The organism is Aliiglaciecola aliphaticivorans, from assembly GCF_054782055.1.
Genome location: NZ_BAAGTF010000003.1, coordinates 234,409 through 255,795, shown reverse-complemented (window position 1 = coordinate 255,795; position 21,387 = coordinate 234,409). Strand labels below are relative to the sequence as shown.

General features: G+C 42.5%; 18 protein-coding genes. 7 read left to right on the top strand and 11 right to left on the bottom strand.

Going from position 1 to position 21,387, the window contains the following annotated elements; all coding sequences use genetic code 11:
- The first annotated feature begins 112 nt into the window (after positions 1-112).
- The 3 genes from ACYVIL_RS02135 (at position 113) to ACYVIL_RS02125 (ending at position 3,880) form a co-directional block, all read left to right on the top strand.
- Positions 113-1,111 carry a DUF4382 domain-containing protein gene (locus ACYVIL_RS02135; RefSeq protein WP_460311397.1) on the top strand — a complete coding sequence of 333 codons (999 nt, stop codon included), beginning with the start codon at positions 113-115 and terminating at the stop codon, positions 1,109-1,111.
- A gap of 109 nt (positions 1,112-1,220) precedes the next feature.
- A complete protein-coding gene (ggt, locus tag ACYVIL_RS02130; protein ID WP_460311396.1) occupies positions 1,221-2,909 on the top strand; it encodes a gamma-glutamyltransferase in 1,689 nt (562 codons plus the stop codon).
- 47 nt (positions 2,910-2,956) lie between these two features.
- The gene (locus tag ACYVIL_RS02125) at positions 2,957-3,880 is read left to right on the top strand and encodes a Dyp-type peroxidase (RefSeq protein WP_303470978.1); all 924 of its coding nucleotides are present in this window, start codon (positions 2,957-2,959) and stop codon (positions 3,878-3,880) included.
- On the opposite strand, the gene ACYVIL_RS02120 is transcribed toward ACYVIL_RS02125, so the two are convergent.
- The 10 genes from ACYVIL_RS02120 to ACYVIL_RS02075 all read right to left on the bottom strand — a co-directional run bounded on the left by ACYVIL_RS02120 (position 3,845) and on the right by ACYVIL_RS02075 (position 14,411).
- Entirely contained in the window at positions 3,845-4,078 is a 234-nt protein-coding gene (locus tag ACYVIL_RS02120; RefSeq protein ID WP_460311453.1) for a PLDc N-terminal domain-containing protein, read from the bottom strand. The genes ACYVIL_RS02125 and ACYVIL_RS02120 overlap by 36 nt on opposite strands.
- Positions 4,079-4,179: 101 nt before the next feature.
- Positions 4,180-4,533, bottom strand: coding sequence for a hypothetical protein (locus tag ACYVIL_RS02115; RefSeq protein WP_303470975.1), 354 nt, complete (start codon positions 4,531-4,533; stop codon positions 4,180-4,182).
- A 161-nt stretch (positions 4,534-4,694) separates the two neighbouring features.
- Complete coding sequence (locus tag ACYVIL_RS02110; RefSeq protein WP_460311395.1) at positions 4,695-5,063, bottom strand: CBU_0592 family membrane protein; 369 nt, start codon at positions 5,061-5,063, stop codon at positions 4,695-4,697.
- Positions 5,064-5,248: 185 nt separating this feature from the next.
- Entirely contained in the window at positions 5,249-6,262 is a 1,014-nt protein-coding gene (locus ACYVIL_RS02105; RefSeq protein ID WP_460311394.1) for a substrate-binding periplasmic protein, read from the bottom strand.
- A 2-nt stretch (positions 6,263-6,264) separates the two neighbouring features.
- On the bottom strand, positions 6,265-7,554 hold the full coding sequence (locus ACYVIL_RS02100; protein WP_303470967.1) for a hypothetical protein: 1,290 nt from the start codon (positions 7,552-7,554) through the stop codon (positions 6,265-6,267).
- A gap of 195 nt (positions 7,555-7,749) precedes the next feature.
- Complete coding sequence (locus tag ACYVIL_RS02095; RefSeq protein WP_303470964.1) at positions 7,750-8,850, bottom strand: adenylate/guanylate cyclase domain-containing protein; 1,101 nt, start codon at positions 8,848-8,850, stop codon at positions 7,750-7,752.
- A gap of 69 nt (positions 8,851-8,919) precedes the next feature.
- Positions 8,920-10,206: a glutamate-1-semialdehyde 2,1-aminomutase gene (gene hemL, locus ACYVIL_RS02090; protein WP_460311393.1), complete on the bottom strand. Its 1,287-nt coding sequence runs from the start codon at positions 10,204-10,206 to the stop codon at positions 8,920-8,922.
- 5 nt (positions 10,207-10,211) lie between these two features.
- Positions 10,212-11,222 carry an aspartate carbamoyltransferase gene (locus tag ACYVIL_RS02085; protein ID WP_303470961.1) on the bottom strand — a complete coding sequence of 337 codons (1,011 nt, stop codon included), beginning with the start codon at positions 11,220-11,222 and terminating at the stop codon, positions 10,212-10,214.
- A gap of 103 nt (positions 11,223-11,325) precedes the next feature.
- Positions 11,326-11,751, bottom strand: coding sequence for a hypothetical protein (locus ACYVIL_RS02080; protein WP_460311392.1), 426 nt, complete (start codon positions 11,749-11,751; stop codon positions 11,326-11,328).
- On the bottom strand, positions 11,748-14,411 hold the full coding sequence (locus tag ACYVIL_RS02075) for a reprolysin-like metallopeptidase (protein WP_460311391.1): 2,664 nt from the start codon (positions 14,409-14,411) through the stop codon (positions 11,748-11,750). The genes ACYVIL_RS02080 and ACYVIL_RS02075 overlap by 4 nt, the downstream gene beginning before the upstream one ends.
- A 414-nt stretch (positions 14,412-14,825) precedes the next feature.
- Here ACYVIL_RS02075 and ACYVIL_RS02070 point away from each other — a divergent pair, with 414 nt between their 5' ends.
- The gene (locus ACYVIL_RS02070) at positions 14,826-15,263 is read left to right on the top strand and encodes a RidA family protein (RefSeq protein WP_303470954.1); all 438 of its coding nucleotides are present in this window, start codon (positions 14,826-14,828) and stop codon (positions 15,261-15,263) included.
- On the opposite strand, the gene ACYVIL_RS02065 is transcribed toward ACYVIL_RS02070, so the two are convergent.
- Positions 15,260-15,922 carry a TetR/AcrR family transcriptional regulator gene (locus ACYVIL_RS02065; RefSeq protein ID WP_460311390.1) on the bottom strand — a complete coding sequence of 221 codons (663 nt, stop codon included), beginning with the start codon at positions 15,920-15,922 and terminating at the stop codon, positions 15,260-15,262. The genes ACYVIL_RS02070 and ACYVIL_RS02065 overlap by 4 nt on opposite strands.
- Before the next feature lie 124 nt (positions 15,923-16,046).
- On the opposite strand from ACYVIL_RS02065, the gene ACYVIL_RS02060 reads away from it, so the two are divergent.
- The 3 genes from ACYVIL_RS02060 to ACYVIL_RS02050 all read left to right on the top strand — a co-directional run bounded on the left by ACYVIL_RS02060 (position 16,047) and on the right by ACYVIL_RS02050 (position 21,379).
- Positions 16,047-17,210, top strand: a complete 1,164-nt coding sequence (locus tag ACYVIL_RS02060; RefSeq protein WP_460311389.1) for an efflux RND transporter periplasmic adaptor subunit — start codon at positions 16,047-16,049, stop codon at positions 17,208-17,210.
- A gap of 2 nt (positions 17,211-17,212) precedes the next feature.
- Entirely contained in the window at positions 17,213-20,371 is a 3,159-nt protein-coding gene (locus tag ACYVIL_RS02055; protein WP_460311388.1) for an efflux RND transporter permease subunit, read from the top strand.
- Between the two features lie 264 nt (positions 20,372-20,635).
- Positions 20,636-21,379 carry a DUF2982 domain-containing protein gene (locus tag ACYVIL_RS02050; RefSeq protein WP_460311387.1) on the top strand — a complete coding sequence of 248 codons (744 nt, stop codon included), beginning with the start codon at positions 20,636-20,638 and terminating at the stop codon, positions 21,377-21,379.
- The last annotated feature ends 8 nt before the right edge of the window (positions 21,380-21,387 follow it).

Here is a 21,387-nt window from a genome sequence, read left to right as displayed (position 1 = left end):
TTAAATAATTTCTAACATTCTTGTTCATAGCCTCCCTTTGAACTAATGCTAAGGGTGTTGTCAGAAACCTATAGGCATTTAAAGTACCGCTGTATTTTTCTAAGGAGAAGTTATGAATTTAAAGCCATTTCAGGCGTCTTTATTATGTTTACTGGTGGCGTTATCTGCTTGTGGTAGCAGTGAAGATGGTTTGCCCATCCTGTCCGTACCTGTTGATAGGGTTAAACCGATTTTTTCTGTTGCCGTGAGTGATGCCCCAGTAGGTGGGCTGTCCGAGGTTACCTTGTGCTTTTCGACTATTACCCTCACAGGTGAATCAGAAGAGCTCGTGTTGGACGTTAGTGATGTTGAATTTGGTATTACTGCGAATGATCTGTGCTTGGATGATACAGGCAATATTGTGCCCAATGCTGTTGGTATTAATCTCCTTGATTATCAGGGCAGTGAGTTTTTGTCATTGCTTAAAGAGATTCCGATTGAGGAGGGTGACTACTCACAGGTTATTCTTGGTATGGTTGATGGTTCTTACGCGGTAGATAAATTAGATTACACAAAAACGCCAATCACTGTGCCTTTTAATGAAATTGAGCTAGACGGCTTTAGTGTTGATGAAAGTACCCAGGTTGAGTTCACCGTGGAGTTTGATTTGCGCAACAGTTTGACAATGCCAGAAGGACAAGCTGGTTATATTTTGCAACCAGAGGGGACAAGAATAGTCAATAATCAACAAGCTGGACATATTCAGGGGCAGGTTTTTGAAACGGTTTTGATTAATCATCTGTGTGAGCCGTTAGCAGATATACATGGGGCTCCAGCGGCTATCTACCTCTATCCAGAGACTAATTTAGACAAGGATTCATTGGCTGATAATGGCGGCTCAGAGGATATCGCGCCTTTTGCAAGTTCAGCGGTTTATTTTGATTCCTCGCAAACCATTTATGCATTTGAAATAGGTTTTGTTCCTTTCGGCAGTTACACCCTGGGGTTAACTTGTAATCTTACCGACGCTCCCGAAAAAGATGATGAGGTCAGGTTTGTTCAAGTAAAACAAGTCACAATAGAACAGAGCAATTCTGTCGGGATAGTCAATTTTGAAGAGGTTTATGAATAAGCGCTAAGGTAAAGAAACTGGTTTTATCCTACTTGCTTCTATATTTTCTTTAAACCATTGCGCGCAAAGCGTATCCTTTATGGCATTCAATCGTTTTATAGGTGCTTTAATGAGATATTTGTCGTGTATCTTTGCGTCGTTAATTTTCTTTAGTCAATTCAGTATGGCTTACGATCGTATCACTGGGGAAACGTTCGCTTCACGCTCTGAGGTGATTGCAAGTAATGGTATGGTTGCCACTAGCCAGCCGTTGGCTACCCAAGTGGGGTTAGATATTCTAAAGCAAGGCGGTAATGCTATCGATGCAGCCATTGCGGCGAATGCTATGTTGGGTTTAGTTGAGCCTACAGGTAACGGTATTGGTGGCGATTTGTTTGCGATTGTTTGGGATGCGAAAACGAAGCAGCTTTATGGGCTAAATGCTTCAGGTCGTTCTCCAAAGTCCCTTACCTTGGAATACTTCAAACAAAATAATATGGAAAAAATACCCTCTCACGGGCCACTGCCTGTTTCTGTGCCAGGCGCTGTGGACGGATGGTTTGAGCTGCATGGTAAGTTTGGCTCTTTACCCATGACAGAGATTTTATCGCCCACTATTGAATATGCCAAAAAAGGGTTCCCTGTCAGTGAGTTGATTGCATGGTATATGAATCGTAGCGTACCGATTCTGAGCAAGTATGAAGGCTTCGCAGACACTTATATGCCGAATGGTTCAACGCCGAAAAAAGGTGAAATTTTTGTCAATCAGAACTTAGCCGTTACACTGGAAAAAATAGCGACGGGTGGTCGTGATGCTTTTTATAAAGGGGATATTGCCCGCACTATTGCTGCCTACATCAAAGAGCAAGGCGGATTCCTCAGTTATGAAGACTTAGCCAGTCATACTTCTGATTGGGTAGAGCCGGTGTCGAGCAATTACCGTGGGTATGATGTGTGGGAGTTACCACCTAATTCCCAAGGGATTGCGGCGTTACAAATTTTAAATATCCTTGAACAATTTGATATTGAAGGCATGGGTTTTGGTTCCGCTGAGTACGTACATACATTTGTGGAAGCGAAAAAACTGGCATTTGAAGATCGGGCCAAATACTACGCTGATCCAGCATTTAATCAGATACCCACTGACTGGCTGATATCTAAAGAATATGCCCAGCAAAGACTAAAGCTAATAAATCCAAAACGCGCATCAAAGCGTTATGATGCCGGCCTTAACGAAGGCGACACTATTTATCTAACCACTGCTGATAAAGATGGCAATATGGTGTCCCTTATCCAATCAAACTATCGAGGTATGGGCTCGGGGATGACACCCACAGGTTTAGGGTTTATTTTACAAGATCGTGGCGAGTTGTTTTCCTTACAAGAAGGCCATTTTAACCTTTACGAGCCAGGTAAACGTCCTTTTCACACTATCATACCTGCCTTTGTGACAAAAAATGGCAAACCGTGGTTGAGCTTTGGAGTCATGGGCGGTGGTACACAACCTCAAATGCATGCCCAGATTATTGTCAACCTCATTGATTTTGGGATGAACCTACAAGAAGCGGGTGACGCTCCAAGAATACTACACAGTGGTTCAAGTCAACCCACTGGTAGTCAGATGATCGATGGCGGATATGTGAGCCTAGAAAGTGGCTTTTCTCCTAAGACTCGTCGGGAGTTGGTGCAAAAAGGACACATATTGAGAGATGTATCGGGCAGTTTTGGTGGTTATCAAGCTATTCTCAGAGACACTAAAACTGGCGTATACTTCGGTGCGTCTGAAAGCCGTAAAGATGGACAAGCGGCAGGCTATTAATGCAACTTTGATTGTTAATTAAATTAATTTAAAAGACCAACAAAAATATGACAGAACCTCAAAAAGGCATTTGCGCGGAACCTAATTTACATGCGCAATATTTAATGTTTAACGTTATCGATGACGATGCTCAAGTTATAAGGGCAAAATTAGCGCATATCCTCAATGTATTTGAGCACTATGATGAGGAACATTATGAAGCCATGGTATCTGGTATTATTGCTGTTGGCAGTAGTTATTGGACAGATTTATATCCCGGTTTAATTCCACTGGAGCTAGCGCCTTTTCCGGATATGGAATGTGATGACCGCCATGCGCCAGCAACCCCCTGTGATTTATTTATTCAAATTCGCGCTGACCGTGCCGATGTGTGTTTTGCTATAGGTAGTGAAGTGTGTGAGTTGCTAAAAGGTCACGTGGAATTATTTGAAGAAGTGAAAGGCTTCCGCTATTTAGATGGTCGCGATTTGATTGGGTTTGTTGATGGAACGGAAAACCCTAGAGGTATGCATAAACGTAAAGTTGCCGTGGTGGGCGATAAAGATCCTGATTTTGCTGGTGGCAGTTATATTCACATTCAACGCTACCGTACTCATATGGAGCGTTGGCAAAGACTACCCGTTAAGGCTCAAGAAGATATTATTGGCCGAACCAAGGAAGACAATGTGGAGTACACCAGTGAAGACAAGCCGGCGTTTTCTCATGTTAAACGCTCGGGAATTAAAGATGCCCAGGGGAACAGTCTTGAAATATTACGACAGAGCATGCCTTATGGCGATATGGTTGTGAAAGGACTGTTTTTTGTGTCCCTAGCCAATAGTCCCAAGCCGTTTACCCAGATGTTAAGCAGCATGGTGTTTGGTGATGAAAATGGCGTTTATGATAGGTTACTCGATTTTACAGTACCAGAAACCGGTGCTGCATTTTTTGCTCCCTCACTTAACTTTATTAAAACCAACAAAGACAAGTAAAACAGACTTTAAAACGTCTTTAACGTTAAATATGTCATGCAGCAAGACGACATCTTTAGTAATGGTTTGAATTTGCGCTAAAAGTAGATAAAAAATCCATGCCAACCAAGATATAAATACGATTGCTAAAACCCACGCTAGTTTTTTTCCTGTGGTCTTATCTGATTTAAAGATAAGTCTAATAGGAAAAACCCAAATTAAAAAAACAACAGTATTTGTGCAAAACCTATGTTACCCATCAACATCCTTTTACGCGACTTCAAGATGTTGGTGAAATTACCATACAGCGGTTGTTCATCCTAGTTTTGTTCTAGGTTAGTCGTTACTCGATTCGCAAATGGCTTCTTAGAAAATCCCATTCTCAGTGCCCCGTAAGTTAACATAAGAAAGGCAATGCTGATGGCTACCATAGCCGCAAACACTTGCTGTTCGCCGCTAAACACGTTTGCAGTGACTAATACCACTGAAATCACTACCACAAATACAGAGATGATGTACTTAGCATGAGATTTAATGATTTCGGATTTGCTTTTATAAATCGCGACAATAGAAAGTAAGGCAACTAATGGAATAATGATCACTTGCTGGAGCGCAAATATCGCGAGTATATAAGCAGTTAATCCAATCAGTTTTAAACGGTTTGCAGCTTTCATCATCATCACCTTTATTTGGGTTTTCACTAGGATGTCATTGGCGGTCGCAGCAAACAATAAGACATAGGTCGTAGAGTTTATAGGAGTTCTAGGCGGGAGCTTTAGCTCCGCCGAGGTTTGTTTTTCCATGGCCTGTAGGCGGGTGCTTTAGCCCCGCACATTTAATCGATTAAATGGGTATTATCTCGTTGACGAAGCGCTCCGTGAATAGATATCAATGCCCAAATAACTTCTAAGGTAAGCACTGGGTAATTTTTATCTATCCATAATTGTGGAGTCAATGCCAATGCTGCATACACATTTAAATACAGGTAGGTTTTTTGTGACATTTTCTGGGCACAAAACAATAAATACGCGGCTCCGAATACCAACGCCGATGTCCAACCAACAATACGAATGAAGAGTTCAAATTCGGAAAATAAACCTAACAGGGCTGCACCCCATATAAAGCCTACTGTGATTGCCATCATTCGGAATGTAAGCGGGGTGTTTTTTAAGGGAATTTTGAGTAGCAATAACAAACTAATCACCGCCCAAAATCCATTTATGACAACAGCTTGCCAGGAAGAAACCAAGACTGAATTTATAATAAGGCTAGTGGCGGCTATCAAATTTCCAGCATAATATACCCGTGGAGACCAGTTTGTTATTAAGGATAGGTAGGCGTGGTTGAGCAAATATAAAACCGTTCCTATCCATCCTAACCCTATAGTAATCACGGCTCTAATTGAATATGCATGTTTTTAACCCGCAATTCTTTTCCCACATGGGGACCATTTAAAATGACGACATTACTGGTTTCCATCATGTTTTTGTAAATACGATCAGAGTGGGAAGGGTTTAAAATCTTCGAGCTCCACTGCAAAACAATCACTTTAGTGCCAATGGGAATGGTGTAGTAATCAATGCTGCCGTTAGGGTTGGCAAACTCTCCTAGTATGGCAGGAAAGCCCTCAGAAGTGACCAAGGTGGCTAAGTCTACTTTTTGTTGCAGGTTTTGAGTAGGTTGAAGTTGCGCATCTTCGCCATTGAGCCGCATGGTGATCGCCTGATCAAACTTTTCAATAAGTGCCTTACCTTCGGCCGTTTTGCTGGCAATAATGTGAAGACTAGCTTCATCTTTCACATTTTCTACCGGAATAATCAGCTGCTTTTGTTCCGCATAACGTGTATCCAGTAAGTTATTCATGACCCCTTCGGTCATCGGCAGTATTTGTACTTCATTGTTTAAAAGCGCGATAAGTGCGTCTTCTTCGGTTTCATATTGCTGTCCATCTGTGACGATACTATCGATTTTTTCACCGTAGCTATAGCCTGCGACTTTGGCTATTTTGAGGGTTTGATAGTTGTTATTGGCAAACTCAGAAGACACAAAGTGACGGTTAAAATATAGCCGACTGGTAAGGTAAAATATGGGTTTGGAATAGTAGAGTTTTTCAGCCCTTTGTTGGGTATAAAAGTATGGATAACTAATATGTACTTTTTGCTTTTCTAATAGCAACGCAGAATCTCGATAAGGTACATAACGCCACTTAATCTTGGCTTGTGCGTATGCCCCTATGGTATCCAACACTTTCGCCGCTCGCCCTAAGGGCTCACTTTCTGGATTAATGTAAGGAGCCCATTCATCGGTCAACACTTCAATTACAGGGTCTTGTGCATAGACCCTGTCAGCCTGCAAAAAGCCGCTTAAAACCAATGTAACGAATAAAAACAGTTTTTTAGTCATGTTTACAACTTCCTTTTAGCAACAGACATATAAATGAACGCAAGGGCAATCATTAAGCCAATGCCGATGCCAAACATGGTATCAGCATCTAAACTCGCAATTAACGTCAGGATCCAAGAGGAGCTTTCATCGTTGTAATCCAAAGCTGGGCGAGACATAACCTCTCTGCTGTGCTGGGAAAGAAATATCAATAACTCAAAAATGGTAAACAGACTGATGGCAAATAAAATTCTATCGGTTTTGATACTATTGAGTTTACTTTGTTTAGAGTTTGCTTCTTCTATTTTATTCGAACAAATTTCTTTCATGTCATCGCCGTTTTTTATCAGCAAATCGAATTCCCATGATTCAAAGATTTCGTCCAAATACTTTCTTTTTTGTCGCGTTAGGTACTTCTTGTGCTCATTTATCGACACTTGGTGAAGTTTAGATTGAATGCGACTGTCTTCCAGTTGATTTTGTGCACCTAATAAATTGCCATCTATGTATGCACGTGCAATGGCCTCGTGTAATCGCAAATTACACTTCTCTTGCGCGGTATAGCAGTACTGAGCGAGTATCATCGTTTCGATTCGAGGATCATTTTTTGCCCGTTTATCAACAACCACATAATTTAACCAGGTCATGGACTCTGTTTTGACTGGATCAAAACCATTGGCGTTAGTTTCGTTATTATAGTTAATCAAGTTGCAAATTTTTTCTGCGTCTTGAGGGCATTCCGTTTCTGCTAACCATTGATGAATTAGCTGGCGTATTTCAGTATTTTCAAGTTGTGTTCGTTGAACGTTCAATGAACGGGCTGTCCAATACAGCCGTGTTGAATTTGACCTTGGTTTGATTAACAACGGGTTATTAATCTTGCTGTAAATGTCTTTTATCAATGCCTCTAGGGCCGGTAGTGATTGTTGAATGGCTGCTTCAGCGTGCTGTTGAACCTGCGACTCCATGGTTTTCACATCAGACTGAACCGGAAGTATCAATTGGCATTCCACTACAGCTAATTCATTTGGGAAAACATGAAACTTCACCTCAACATTGTCACTCTGAGTCTTCCACAAGAAAAATGACATAGAAGACACATCACTATCTAGATTCACATATTCTGGACCATCATTCAGCCAGGTTACACTCTCAATATCTTCCCTTTCACTTAACGAAGTCATAAGTTTTTTGAAGTTATTAGATTTGCGATTGAACCCTCTTATGAGAGAAAAAGGCACGTCAATTGGGGATATTGTTGTGAAACAAAGTTGACTATCTGAAGGTTGTTGTTGGGCGGAATTTGAAGCCACTAGCGGTTCTCCTTGCTACTACTCAAGGCAATATAGCAAACCTACGAAAGAATGAGAATCATTGAACGTCAGGCATTGAATTGATGCTGTCTGATTGATTGTTTTTTGCTCCGAAAACATCGACCGAAGGATGTTTTAGCCCCGCGGAGGTGTGTTTTTTCCATGGCCTGTAGGCGGATGCTTTAGCCCCGTGTGTTACAAGTCAGCGGCACCATCCCAATGGAGAGGTACGAGGGAGCTTTTTATGGAGTGGCATTGGGTAATATGATGGGCAATTAAATGATCATCAGGACTTAACATACGGGCTTTCTCGAAACAATTTAATGCTTCATCCCATTGTTGAGACTTGCGGTGTTCTACACCTTTTTCAATCCAAGGTGCGGTTTTTAGTCTTAATGTAATACTTTCTTCGGGCAGGTGGTTGAGAATTTCGTACACTTCAACTGGGTTTTTGCGCCCTTTGACTCGCACCCAGTCGAGAAACCTATAGCTGAACTTCTCTTTGGCAGCCGCAGTATCCAGCAATTGTGAACTGACTATGATGTCCGCGCCTAACTTAGGGGCCAAGGATTCTAAACGATAGGCGATATTGACACTATCACCGATCACAGTGGTATCCATTCTATCATCAGAGCCCACGGTTCCAATAATCACAGGTCCAAAGTGAATACCGACACCGATATTTATAGGGGGATAGCCACTGTTGTGTCTGTGCTGGTTATACACGTTTAATGCATAACGCAAATCCACCGCAGCATTAAGGGCATCAATGGCTTTATCCTGATTAGTGCCTTTGGGGTGGTCGAACAAAGCCATAATGGCATCACCAATAAACTTATCAATAAAGCCCCCATTTTGATGAATTGGATCGTTCATTCGCAAGAAATAGGAATTGAGAAATTTCATTAATTCTTGCGGTGTCATTTTTTCCGACAGACCCGTAAAGCCACGAATATCGGAAAACAAAATCGCCACTTCATCCTCATCTGCACGACCAAGCTCTAAAGTGTCTGAACCATGTTTAGCAAAATGTTCAACAAATTGTCGAGGCACAAATTTTTGAAAAGTCTGGGTTAGACGTAATGCTTCATCTGCTTTGGTTAAAAATCGCTGATCTGCCTCGTTGGCTCGCTGAGTACTTTGTACCTGCGTTTCCATTTCAGCATCGTTTTGATTCGATTGGTTTGGGTTGTTTTGACTTTTTAATTTTGTGTTGAGACGCAACAATGCCGCAGCCAAGATTACAATAATAATCATTAAAACTAAGGGCACAGGTTGTAAAATTTGTTGCAACATTTTTGCGTCTTTTTCTTATTATTTTATGGATGCTGCATTCAACCTAACACAGCATCACCTTTAAACCTATCAGGCTGTTAATTCAGCGAAGACTTCTTTAGTAATTTGCAAGGTTTTTTCGACGATGTCCATATCATGCATTGCCGATACAAATCCTGCCTCGTATGAAGCTGGGGCCAAATAAACGCCTTTAGCTAACATGCCGTGGAAGAAACGATTAAACATTTCGGTGTCGCAATTAATCGCTTGCTTATAATTGGTCACCTTATCGATGTCGGTAAAGAAAATTCCGAACATACTACCGGCATAGTTTACCGTCATGGGAATACCATGCTCTAGGGCCAAGGACTTTATCCCTTCTGCCAAGGTTTTGGTTGCTAGGGAAAGTTGGTCATACAAGCCCGGCTGTTGAATTTGTGTCAGTGATGCTAAACCCGCGGCCATTGCAATAGGATTACCAGACAAAGTACCTGCTTGATATATAGAGCCTGTTGGCGCTATTTGTTTCATAATGTCTGCTCTACCGCCAAATGCGCCCACAGGCATGCCGCCACCGATCACTTTTCCTAAACAGGTCAAATCTGGAACAATGGAATACAGCTCTTGGGCACCGCCACGACTCACTCTAAAACCGGTCATGACTTCATCAAAGATCAAAATACTTTGATGCTGGTCACAAATGTCTCTTAAACCTTGTAAAAATCCGTCGACGGGCGGAATACAGTTCATATTGCCGGCTACGGGTTCTACAATGATACACGCAATATCATCGCCAAATTCCGCAAACGCTTGCTTCACGCTATCGATATTATTGTATTCCATGGTCAAAGTATGTTGTGCCACATCAGCAGGCACACCTGGGGAGCTTGGCGCACCTAAGGTTAACGCACCAGACCCTGCTTTTACTAACAAGGAGTCGGCATGTCCGTGGTAGCAGCCTTCGAATTTAAGAATTTTGTTTTTGCCTGTCACCCCTCTGGCTAAGCGGATTGCACTCATGGTGGCTTCTGTGCCAGAGTTGACCATGCGCAACATTTCCATGGAGGGTACCAGTTTATTGACTAGTTCAGCCATGGTCACTTCAGATTCAGTAGGTGCGCCAAAACTCAGACCATTTTCAGCGGCTTTGATGACCGCTTGACGAATCTTAGGATTATTGTGGCCTAAAACCATGGGTCCCCAAGATTGCACATAGTCGATGTATTGTTTGCCATCGGCATCGTAAATGTATGGTCCATCAGCTTTGACGATGAATGGCGGTGTGCCGCCAACAGCTTTAAATGCCCTTACTGGTGAATTCACGCCACCGGGAATGTGTTTTTGTGCTTGTTCGAACAATTGTGTTGATTTTTGCATGTAATTTATAATCTCTTTGAACTATACCAATGAACGTCGCGATCGTATTTTGACACTAAATTCTCTACCCCAAGGGTCAATGCAAAAAGCGCCATTCTAACTAATACGCCGTTATCAGCTTGTCTGAAAATGGCTAAATTGGGGTGAAGGTTAAGGTCATTATCTAACTCGTTTGCATCAGCTCGCGAGTCTCTAGGAAGTGGATGCATAATGACGGTTTTAGATTGAAAATGTTTGGTGTATATAGTTTGGTTTAAACGGAATTTTCCGCGGTATTTATCAGCTTCTGCTTGGGATTCAAAACGCTCTTCTTGAATGCGGGTTTGATAACAAATGTCGGCATCTACACTGCCTTCAAGCTGGTCTGTTATTTTAACCGTATGGCCTGCATCGCGGATGAGTTGCAAAATAGCTTCTGGCATTGCCAGTTCTTTTGGTGAAATGAGGGTAAAACGTACATTCTTAAATAAACTCAAAAGCTTTGACAAAGAATGCACAGTTCGACCATATTTTAAATCGCCAATCATAGCGATATGTATACCGTCAATTTGCCCACCATGGTACTGCTGCTCTTTACTGATAGTGTATAAATCTAAAAGGGCTTGAGTTGGGTGTTCATTAGCACCGTCACCGCCATTGAGTACAGGAACACGGCTGCCTTCTGCAAATTCAGAAACCGAACCTGATTGTGGATGACGCATAGTGATAATATCGGAATAACCGCTTAACACTCTGGCGGTATCGAACAATGATTCGCCTTTGGCCAACGCCGAACTACTCATGCCTGTGGTTTCGCGTACTTCACCACCGAGCAGGTTAAATGCTGTTCCAAAGCTAACCCGTGTTCGCGTGCTAGCTTCAAAAAATAAGTTGCCCAAAATTGCTCCGTCCAACACTGTTGTGCGTTTTTGACGAAGCGCATAGGGTGTCATTTTATCAGCTACATCGAATATCGCCTGAATAGAATCACGGTCGAACTGATTAACTGAAAGAATGTGCTGACCTTCAAATTTCATCGCATACCCTTATGTTTAAAGACAGGAAGAATGATTTGGCTGAGAATAGCGCTTATCCTGTTGCTGGCCCGAGAGTCTATCAAAAATTTGCAGTCGGATAATCTTATTTCTGATTATTTTTATGAAATGATTGGCAGGCTTTCAAAACAATTAAATTATAGGTTGTGGCATACTTCTTAAGGGCTTTTCTGGCCTCGGTACTTTCACCTAATTTTAAGGTATCACCACTACCAGCTAGGTACTTCACCTCACACTGTTGTTCAATTACCTCCAATGGATAGAGGTTCATATCTATACCAGGAAAGTTAATTACTCTGTTAGTAAACGCTAATAACTTAAAGTTCCCTTGCTCAACCGCAATCTTTGCATCGAGTTTAGCTTGTTGGGTTGGGGACAATTCAGTCTGGGAGGCTGAATTGCCTGCAGGTTTTAGGGTCGTTGTCTGGTGAGGAACAGTGTTGTGTTCGGTTACACAACCTGACGAAATCATGAATGCCAACCCAGTGTACGCCCATTGCGATACTTTCATTTACCATTAACCACGATTTTGTGGAATGTTAACCTTGTGGCAGCAAGTAATAAAATTAGCCAGCCCATACTCCCGCCACCAGAACTGTCTTCTGATGTTGGTGTTGGCGTTGGTATAGGCGTTGGTGTCACCACTTCTTGGTTAACAGTGATGCTAATGGTTGCAGAATCCGTTGCGAAACTGGGGTCTTCTATGCGATATATAATGCTGTCGCTACCAAAAAAGCCATTGTCAGGGGTATAACTGATTTGTCCATTATCAATTGAAACTCGCCCGGTGCCCACATAAGTGACCTCTGAAATAATTAATGTGTCTTGGTCGGCATCTGTATCGTTACTTAATACATCAATGCTAATTGTTTCTGAGTCTTGGTCTATTTCAATGCTGTCGTCTACCGCTATAGGTGCATCATTCACGGCTTCGATTTGGACGACAAAGGGGAAAACATTACTATCACTGACGCCATCATTTACAGACAAGTTCACTGTTAGGCTACCTGAGTAATCCTCATTGGGTGAAACACTGGTATCACTGGCAACATAGTTAGCGCCAGGAAAGACATCTAACGTGAAGTTTGATGGGTAGCTAGAATCGGGATCGTCCACAATTAAATCTGAAAAACTAATGACAAAACTTGAATCTTCCAATTCTGTACGCTCGGTTTGACCTGTTATCAAAGGGGCCACAGGATCACTGCCAGGTACGATTTCAAAGTTTCCAGGATTCACAGCGTAAAATACATTATCAGAACAGCTCACCTTCAAGCGAGCGTTGCTGGTATTGGTGCTCGGCGAGATAATGCTTTGCTGCCCATCATTTTCGGTATTGGCTAAAATTGTCGATTCGAATACGTCATCTCCGTCAGCATCTAGGGTAATATCCACCGATGCACAGGAAATAGGTGCACTGTCTGTGTTGGCGACCTCCCATTCAACCTCATGACTTTGGCCGCCAATCCAGCGCGAATCGGTTAAAGGTTGCGACACCGAAAATGCGCTGCCTGTTGGTTCAATATTAATATTCGCCGTTTGCGTGTTCACCCCACCGTTTCCATCACGGACAATAAGCTCAAAGGTGAGTTCACGCTCTGTGCTTGGGTAAGTTTCTCCGAGGTCTAATGAACCCGTTAACACGCCATCAATTTGCGGGAAATAGCGCGTTGCAGAGTCTGATGGTGGAAAGGAGCGAAACAACGGGTTAAAACCATTGTCTTCAGACATTTCCCCTAAAGATTCAGTCGCCCCTTCAAAGCCGCCGGGATCAACCTGATCCCAAACATAAGTTAGGCTATCGTTATCGCTGTCAGTTGCTTGAGCAGTAAGTACAAAGGGAGTTTCGGCTGGAATCGTATGATTTATCTGGGCACTGTTGATGGTCGGGATACTATTGCCATTAGACTCGGTTGTGCCGCAATTTCTGCGACTCAAAAGTGATTGAATTTGCTCCACTGAGAAGCTGTGAAAATAGTCATCAGAGTCATTCTCAATGTTTTGGTTAGAGCACAATCCGGCGTATGACATGATGGTCGATCCACTGCCTGGCTCAACTGCAGAAAGTGTAGAACGTTGGTCTTCGCTGCAGCCTGCTGTATTGGTAGCATTAAAGGTATGCTCTGCACCTAATTGGTGACCAAATTCATGAATAACTAGCTGGGTGTAGAAGCTTTCACCGAAAGGTTGGTTGCTGCCTGTTTGTCCACGTGCTTTGTAGTCGTCGATGCAAATGCTCTGAATGGTAGCGAGACCCCCTGAATCGGTATTTAAAAGATGGCCAATATCATAGTTTTCAGGGCCGATGAGGTCATCGATAACCACCTGATTGGCGTCTATATCCTCACCGGCGTCATTCACAAAGGGATCGGTACTACTATCTGTGTATATGATTCTGTCGTTATTCGCCACAAGCTCAAACTGGATGGAAAAGTCAGTAAGTAAAATTTCATTAATGCGATTAATCAGTGTCGCCAATTCAGCCAGAGTTCCCGCTTCACCGCCGTTGCGCGAGGTGTACTCACCGCTGGTGCTGATAGCAATTCGATAAGTGGTTATCGCGTTGCCATTGGCGCGGGCGGCAACGGTGTTTGAAGTAGCGAGTTTCTTCCATTCCGTTTTAACGGTTGAAGGCAAGCGCATATAATCTGGCTGAAGTGACAGTGTTGATGTTTGCGTCTCGGGGATAATCTCATCTTTAACCCAATAACTGACATAGTCTTCTGGGTTACCCAATTTATCAAAAGTTAACATTGCCCACTCGCCATCTATCTTGAACATCGCCGACAATCCCTTTGTCGATAGGTTAAAACGCCCCTTATCTTCGGGGTTATTAATGTTAAAACCCGTAAATGAGCGGATTAAAGGGTATTTGTTGGCCAGCGCTTCAGCCATTACCTGAACTTGCTTTAATTCAAACGTCAGGTGATCACCGTTGGGTGTGGGAATGGATAGTTGGAACTCAGTGTTTTGGTTGTTTACCAGTGAGGTTAATGCATCAGCATTAATGGTCAGTTCGTATCCTGCTCCTACCGTTTGTCTGTAACCTGCATCAATTTTAGTGCTTGCTTGTGAGGGTTGCCACAACGATTGGTCTTGGGTTTGAGCGATCACCGAAAAGCAAGTGCTGGCTAACAAAAGGGTGAAATAGGTACGGAAAAAAAATGTCATCAAAATCCCAATAAAATCTTGCGTGTTTTAGCCAAAATATGCTTCGTAAAGCATAGCGTTTCAAGACTACTTTAGTATGAAACAGCGATTAATTCTGCAATTTGTTTTTAAATGATTTAAGAGCTCAAGGAAATGAAATTGCCAAAATCTTCGTTTAAAGGTCATCTTAGACCCTTTTAGACTGATTATTACGCATTTTAGCCGATTTGGATTTGTCCTTGTTGAAGCGGTTTTGGTGTTGTGGGAGACTCAATATACTAGTTATTTGCAGATTGACTAAAATGGCACTTAAGTTTTTGGGAATATAGTGACATTAAGCAGTTTGCCACTAATATAGCTGTCCATGTAAAAGGTTCGGGTTGGTTAATAATCCTCAATATTAGAATCGAAAAATCATTATAAGGAAACTGAGATATGTTAAAAATGACTAAAATGGGAATATTAACGCTACTGTCATGCACGTTTTTTAACAGCTTTGCAGAGGTTAAGTATTATCCTTCGGCTAATGAAAATATGCCTTTTTCACTGGCCACTCAAGTGGATAATATCGTGTATTTGTCAGGCCAAATTGCCAATGATGAACACGGGAATTTAGCTGATAATATTACGGATCAGTCTCATCAGGTAATGAAAAACATTGCGGCAACATTAAAAACCATAGGTTTAAGCATGGATGATGTGTTTAAGTGCACCGTGATGATCGAAGATATCGAAAAATGGGCAGACTTTAATAAGGTGTACGTCACTTATTTTAATCCTAAAAAGCTGCCGTCACGGAGTGCATTTGGTGCTGATGGGTTAGCCATGGGATCGATGTTGGAGTTAGAGTGTTGGGCATACGCTAACCATTAATCTTCAGCTTTTATCATCTGAATAACATGATTAACGGTTTGTGTGACTAACTCAGTTTGTTTCGCTTCCGACTTACTAAATGGTAAGCCTAATAAACTTCGTAGATAAAAATCACCTTTTAGCATATTAAAAAACGTGTAGGCCCAGTATTCAGCCTTATTTTTGTCTAATTTTAGCTGCGAATTTTGTTGGAAAAAGTCTCGTAAAATTTCAATGCCATGCTGTGGACCCGCTATGTAAAACAATTCTGCTACACGAGGGTTAGTGGTAATTTCTCCAATCACTACGCGGTGCATGGCAATTGATTGCTCGTCTTGTAGCAAGTTAATAATCTGATTTCCGTAAGTCAGTAGGGCTTCAACGGGATCTTGTTCAACATCCCTCATATGCTCTTCGCCTAATTGATATTGTGCACATTTGTAGGCAATAACCGAGCTAAACAGTGCTTCTTTATTGCTGAAATGAGAGTAAACGGTTTGTTTAGACACTTCCGCTTTTTTTGCTACTTGATCCATAGAGGTTGAGGAAAATCCTTGCCCTAAAAACAAATCGCTAGCTGCCAACAAAATGCTGACACGCTTTTCTTCACTCTTTGGTCTGCCAACTTTTGCTGGAGTTTGCGGACAGTTCAGGTTTATATTAGCTTTAGGTTGGGGCACTTTTTTACTCTTGTTTAAACTAAAAATTAATTATCAAACTAGACGGTCTAGTATTTATATATTATTCTCTATGTTAATACAAAACTGTCTTAGACAAAATACCAATCTTAAATAGGCTTGAACTGTGAACAAAGTGTCGTTTAAATCATTATTAATTCCAATTGCAATTATATTGCCTTTAATTGCCGTGGTGGGATTAATGGTCACAGCTGGCTCTGGGCAGGTAACGCCACCTCCCTCGCAAGCAAAAATTCATCAAGTAGAAGTGGTTCAGCTCTCGCCTCAAGATAGTTATCAGTTGGAACAACTCGCTTATGGCCGTCTAGAATCTGCCAACCTTTCAAACCTTGGTTTTGAGTTAGCAGGCAAAGTGCAACAAATTCTGGTGGATGAAGGGGATCAAATTGTTGTCGGCCAACTCATTGCCAAGCTCGATACTCAGCGACTAGATGCATCCATGAAAGAATTAGAGGCAGCTTTGCAATCTGCTAAAGCAGATTTACGCTTAGCTAAGCAATCGCAACAACGGGTGGCTGAGTTGGTGAGTAGGAATTTGGAGTCTACTCAACGCTTGAATGAAGTAGATGAAAACACGCAAGTAGCAAACGCCTTGGTAGAACAAACTCAGGCACGGATCAATACCTTGCAGGTAGAAATTGAAAAATCTGAATTAAGAGCATCCTTTGATGGCACTGTTGTGTCTCGACCCGTTGATCCTTCAACAGTGGTTAGTGCGGGCCAACCTGTGGTGGTGGTGCAACAGACGTCTGCTTATGATGCGCGAATTGCGATGTCTAGTGACCAAGCATTTGGTTTAACCGTGGGTCAAAAACATCCATTAATCGCCAATGGTGTAACACTTACTGGGGTGGTGAAATCTATCGCTAAAACTCGGCAAATGGACACACGAACCATAGATGTGATTTTTTCCGTAGAAGCGAGTCAAGATAGATTGTTACCAGGGGATTTAATTGCATTAGTTTACAATAAACAAGTCAATGAATCTGGAGTATGGGTTCCGAAACAAGCCCTTAGTAGCGGTATTCGGGGCTTATGGACCTTGTTTACCGTGTCTGACAAAGGTCAACAAAAGGTTACCTCTCGTTCCGTTGAAGTGTTATTTGCAGGTAAAACCCATAGTTATGTGCGCGGCACCCTTAGTGCAAATGATTGGATGGTTATCAATGGCGCTCATCGTCTTGTTCCTGGACAAATTGTCAATGCTGTAGAGGCTAGCAAATCTGCCGCTCTAGAGAGTGAGCTTGCATCCCACCAAGGTAAGCTTTAACTATGCAACAGCCTACTCAAAATAAACTTAAAGGACCTTGGTTTACCCAGTTTTTTAGTAATGGTCACTTACTGGCGCTGACAATCATCATTCTATTAGTGGCCGGAATTTCCGCTGTCTCTTCATTGCCGAGGCTTGAAGATCCGCGCATTGATACCCGTAACGTGCTGGTGATTACCCCTTATCCGGGGGCGTCAGCCGAACGAGTTGAAGCCTTAGTGAGTGATGTTCTGGAAGATGAGTTACGTCAATTGTTTGAAATAAAAGAGATTAACTCTACTTCCCGGGCAGGTATCTCGGTGATCAGTATTGAACTTCAAGCTTGGGTTGACGACAGTAACAACGAACAAATTTTTTCGAAAATTCGCGACAGTATTGCTGACGCCAGTCAGCTATTTCCCGCTGGTGCGGGAGAACCTGAGTTAGACGAAAAGCGTGGTGCCACGTCCTTTACCCTGTTAGTTGCCTTAGGTTCGCCAGAAGGGTATCAAACTCCCATGTCTATCATCAGCCGCATGAGTGATGAAGTTGCTGATCGGCTGAGAAATGTCCCGGGTACCGAACTTGTCAGGATATACGGAGAATTAGACGAAGAAATTGTGGTCGAGGTCGACCCTCATAAACTCTCGAGTGTGGGATTAACGGTTCCCCAAGTTAGCCAATTAATTGCTAATGCAGATCCTAAGTTACCGGCTGGGGTTGTGCGCACAAACAGTCAAAATATTCGTATTCAAGTTGCCCAAGAGTTGGCTAGCTTAGATGTGATCCGCAATATTCCGTTATCGGTATCGAATAATGGGCAGTTTTTGCGGGTGCAGGATGTGGCAGAAGTCTACCGGGGCTCACAAAATCCACCTAATGATATTGCATTGGTTAATGGCCAGCAAAAGGTCTTTGTAGCCGCTCGCATGCAACCCACAGTGCGTGTTGATAATTGGACAGCCAACAGTAAACAGGCCCTTGAAGATTTCAATTCCCTTTATCAAGGAAGCGTGGCAGCAGAGATTATTTTTGAGCAAAATCAATATACTGAAACCAGACTAGTGGATCTTACCCAGAACCTGTTGATGGGGTGTTTAGTGGTAATGATTGTGGTATTTGTGTTCATGGGGTTCCGCTCTGCTTGGATTGTGGGGCTCTCGCTACCCTTAAGTGCAGCTTTTACGCTTTTTTCTTTAAATTTTTTCAACGAGCAAATTCATCAAATGTCAATTTTCGGCATTATTATCGCGATTGGTTTGTTAATTGATAACGCGATTGTGATCACCGATGAAATTCGGGCGAATCTGTTAGATCCTGTGAATTCCCGCTTAGATGCATTAGTGAAAAGTGTACGGCACCTGTTTAGCCCGCTATTAGCTTCGACATTAACCACTATTTTAGGTTTTATGCCGATATTTTTATTACCCGGCAATATCGGTGATTTCATTAGTTCTATTGCCGTTAGTGTAGTGATGGCATTGCTCGGCTCGCTGCTCATTTCTCTTACTGTTATTGCATCTCTGGCTGCTCGTTTTTTGCCGCGCCCCGATGCAAGCAAGCCGACAAGGCACTGGTATCAGGGGGGGATCCAATTTACTTCTTTGACGGATTGGTATAAACGCAGCATCAGTCAAGCCATTAAGCGACCTATATTATTACTCATACTGACAACGGCTTTACCCGTGGCGGGCTTTGTGCTGGCAGGTCAATTGGGTAACGTCTTTTTCCCCAGTGCAGATCGAGATCAGTTTGAGATCCAAATGTGGTTGCCTGACGGTAGTTCATTGCAAACTACCGAAGCTGTGGCGATACAGATGGACGAACATATCCGTTCCCATAGTAGTGTTGAGCAAGTCACCTGGTTGGTAGGTGGTTCTACGCCATCGATTTATTACAACCAAGTAATGAAGCGAGACAATACTGCTCATTTCGCTCAAGGGGTTGTGACAACTGAATCTGTTTCCTCGGCAGCAGCGCTGATTTCTGATTTACAGTTAAGTTTAGATGAGCGTTTTCCTCAGGCACGAGTTGTAGTGAAAGCCTTTGGGCAAGGTCCACCAATTACCGCCCCCATAGGGGTTGAAATCTATGGACCGGATTTAGCGGTTATCGAAGAGTTGGGACAGCAAGTGCGTTTGGTAATGTCGCAAATCCCTGGCGTCATCAATAGTGTACCCACAGTCACCCTTGGCGAGCCTGAATTTATTTTTGATGTCACCCGCAATGAGTCGGCGTTAGCTGGACTGTCATTAAATGATATTGCAAGCCAACTGCAAGCCGCCCTAGATGGGCAAGTAGGCGGTTCTGTTTTGGAAGGTACTGAAGAAATCCCTATTCGCATTAGGTTACCGGAATCGCAACGCAACAATTTAGATAGTTTAAATGCCATTCCATTATTAACCAGTTCATTGACTAATCAACAACGCTGGGTTCCTGCTTCAGCCCTAGGTGAGTTTAGGTTTACGTCAAGCATCGCAGGGATTACCAGAAAAAATGGTGAAAGGGTGAATATTATCGAAGGCTATTTAATGCCAAATGCCCCTGCCGTTGATGCCAGTAAACTATTGCAAGTAAAGTTGGCCGAATCAGGATTCGAATTACCTAAAGGGTATCGAATTCGTTTAGCGGGCGATGCTGATGAGCAGCAAGAAGCCTTGGGGCTTTTAGCCGCTTATGCACCTGTATTGCTGGTATTGATGGTAACGACTCTGATATTGACCTTCAGAAGTGTCAAGCTGGCAGCCTTAATTGCTTCAGTTGCGGTTTTATCTGTGGGATTAGGTATGTTTAGCTTGTGGTTATCGGGTTTACCCATTGGCTTTAATCCATTACTGGGGAGTGCTGGACTCATTGGTGTGGCAATAAATGGTTCTATTGTGGTGATAGCTTCTATCAATGCTAACCCTGCAGCTAAATTCGGAGATATTGAAGCCATTGTGAAAGAGACGATGAGTTGTAGTCGGCATATTTTATCTACAACCTTTACCACTGTGGGCGGCTTTATTCCGTTACTGATTTTCAGTGAAGGGACGTTTTGGCCACCTTTGGCGGTTGTGTTGGCCGGAGGTGTTGGCTTTTCGGTTATCTTATCGTTAATTTACACCCCCATAGTGGCGGGGCGATTAGCTATTCGTAGGGGCAGGAAAGCTGCATCCGAAGGGGCGGTTTTGGTTAGTTGAGCATCTCAATTAGTGCAAATTTTTGCCTAACCTAGATGATTGAACCTTTAAACTCAATTCGAGTATATAATAGTCTAGGGGATAACGTATTTATTGCGGCTTTCAATTGGTCTAAACTGAGGCATTCTCGCCCAATCTTCTTATTGTGATGGCATCGACTAATGCGAAAATTGATGAAACAAGTGTTTAGTACAGATTGTGCTTTTTGCCAGCGCTTAAGACTGATTGTGCTTTGGGGCGTTATTATGATGGTAGTGTATTTTTATGTCTGGCAATGAACAAGATCGTCAAGTTAAAACTGAAACCGAAATCGATGGAAACCTTGAAGGTGAACAGTACAGTATTAAGATAAAAGGGGTAGCCAAGCGCAATGGATTAACCACTTTTCTGTGCGGTGTTGTGGCTTTATTTTTAGCTATCATGTTACTGGTGTTGTTACCGGACTCCCTCTATTTGATTGGTATTTTCGCCCTTAGTGCATCTATTGTCACTATGCTTATAGGCTGGTTCAAAGTACGCGAACCAGTACATAGCATTGAACTGACTAAAACCCATATTTTATATCAGCACCGACATGGAAAATGGGCGTTAGAGTGGGCAAATATTCAGCGTGTGGATGTGCCTAAAGTCAGTGAGGGTGTACAGCAGGTAAACCTAGACATGGTGGGGATTAAAATTAAACAATATGAGCCATTGTTAACCAGTATTTCTCCTCGTCTGGCAACAAATCTTTTGTTAGAACAACGACCATTGCTACTACAGAATAACCAATGTGTAGGCGGCGGTTGTTATAGTAATACCCTAATTGAAAATGATACCTACAAAACCTCTGAAGGTAAGATCATCAAAGGCATCCCTGCAATGTTAGCCAATCGAATGACTAAACTTAGAGCAGGATTAGGTTATGATGTTTTTATCTCAGTGGGTGAGCTTGATCGCAGTAGTGAAGAATTTGTTAGTTTACTTAGGGAATGTCTAGCAAGTGTGAATCGCCCCACCTCTGATTAAGCGTTGCT

Coding starts and splice junctions, on each gene's coding strand:
- ACYVIL_RS02115 (WP_303470975.1), bottom strand. CDS start 4,533: ATGAAAGCTGCAAACCGTTTAAAACTGATTGGATTAACTGCTTATATA.
- ACYVIL_RS02135 (WP_460311397.1), top strand. CDS start 113: ATGAATTTAAAGCCATTTCAGGCGTCTTTATTATGTTTACTGGTGGCG.
- ACYVIL_RS02075 (WP_460311391.1), bottom strand. CDS start 14,411: ATGACATTTTTTTTCCGTACCTATTTCACCCTTTTGTTAGCCAGCACT.
- ACYVIL_RS02105 (WP_460311394.1), bottom strand. CDS start 6,262: ATGACTAAAAAACTGTTTTTATTCGTTACATTGGTTTTAAGCGGCTTT.
- ACYVIL_RS02125 (WP_303470978.1), top strand. CDS start 2,957: ATGACAGAACCTCAAAAAGGCATTTGCGCGGAACCTAATTTACATGCG.
- ACYVIL_RS02070 (WP_303470954.1), top strand. CDS start 14,826: ATGTTAAAAATGACTAAAATGGGAATATTAACGCTACTGTCATGCACG.
- ACYVIL_RS02085 (WP_303470961.1), bottom strand. CDS start 11,222: ATGAAATTTGAAGGTCAGCACATTCTTTCAGTTAATCAGTTCGACCGT.
- hemL (WP_460311393.1), bottom strand. CDS start 10,206: ATGCAAAAATCAACACAATTGTTCGAACAAGCACAAAAACACATTCCC.
- ACYVIL_RS02080 (WP_460311392.1), bottom strand. CDS start 11,751: ATGAAAGTATCGCAATGGGCGTACACTGGGTTGGCATTCATGATTTCG.
- ACYVIL_RS02055 (WP_460311388.1), top strand. CDS start 17,213: ATGCAACAGCCTACTCAAAATAAACTTAAAGGACCTTGGTTTACCCAG.
- ACYVIL_RS02095 (WP_303470964.1), bottom strand. CDS start 8,850: ATGTTGCAACAAATTTTACAACCTGTGCCCTTAGTTTTAATGATTATT.
- ggt (WP_460311396.1), top strand. CDS start 1,221: ATGAGATATTTGTCGTGTATCTTTGCGTCGTTAATTTTCTTTAGTCAA.
- ACYVIL_RS02050 (WP_460311387.1), top strand. CDS start 20,636: ATGTCTGGCAATGAACAAGATCGTCAAGTTAAAACTGAAACCGAAATC.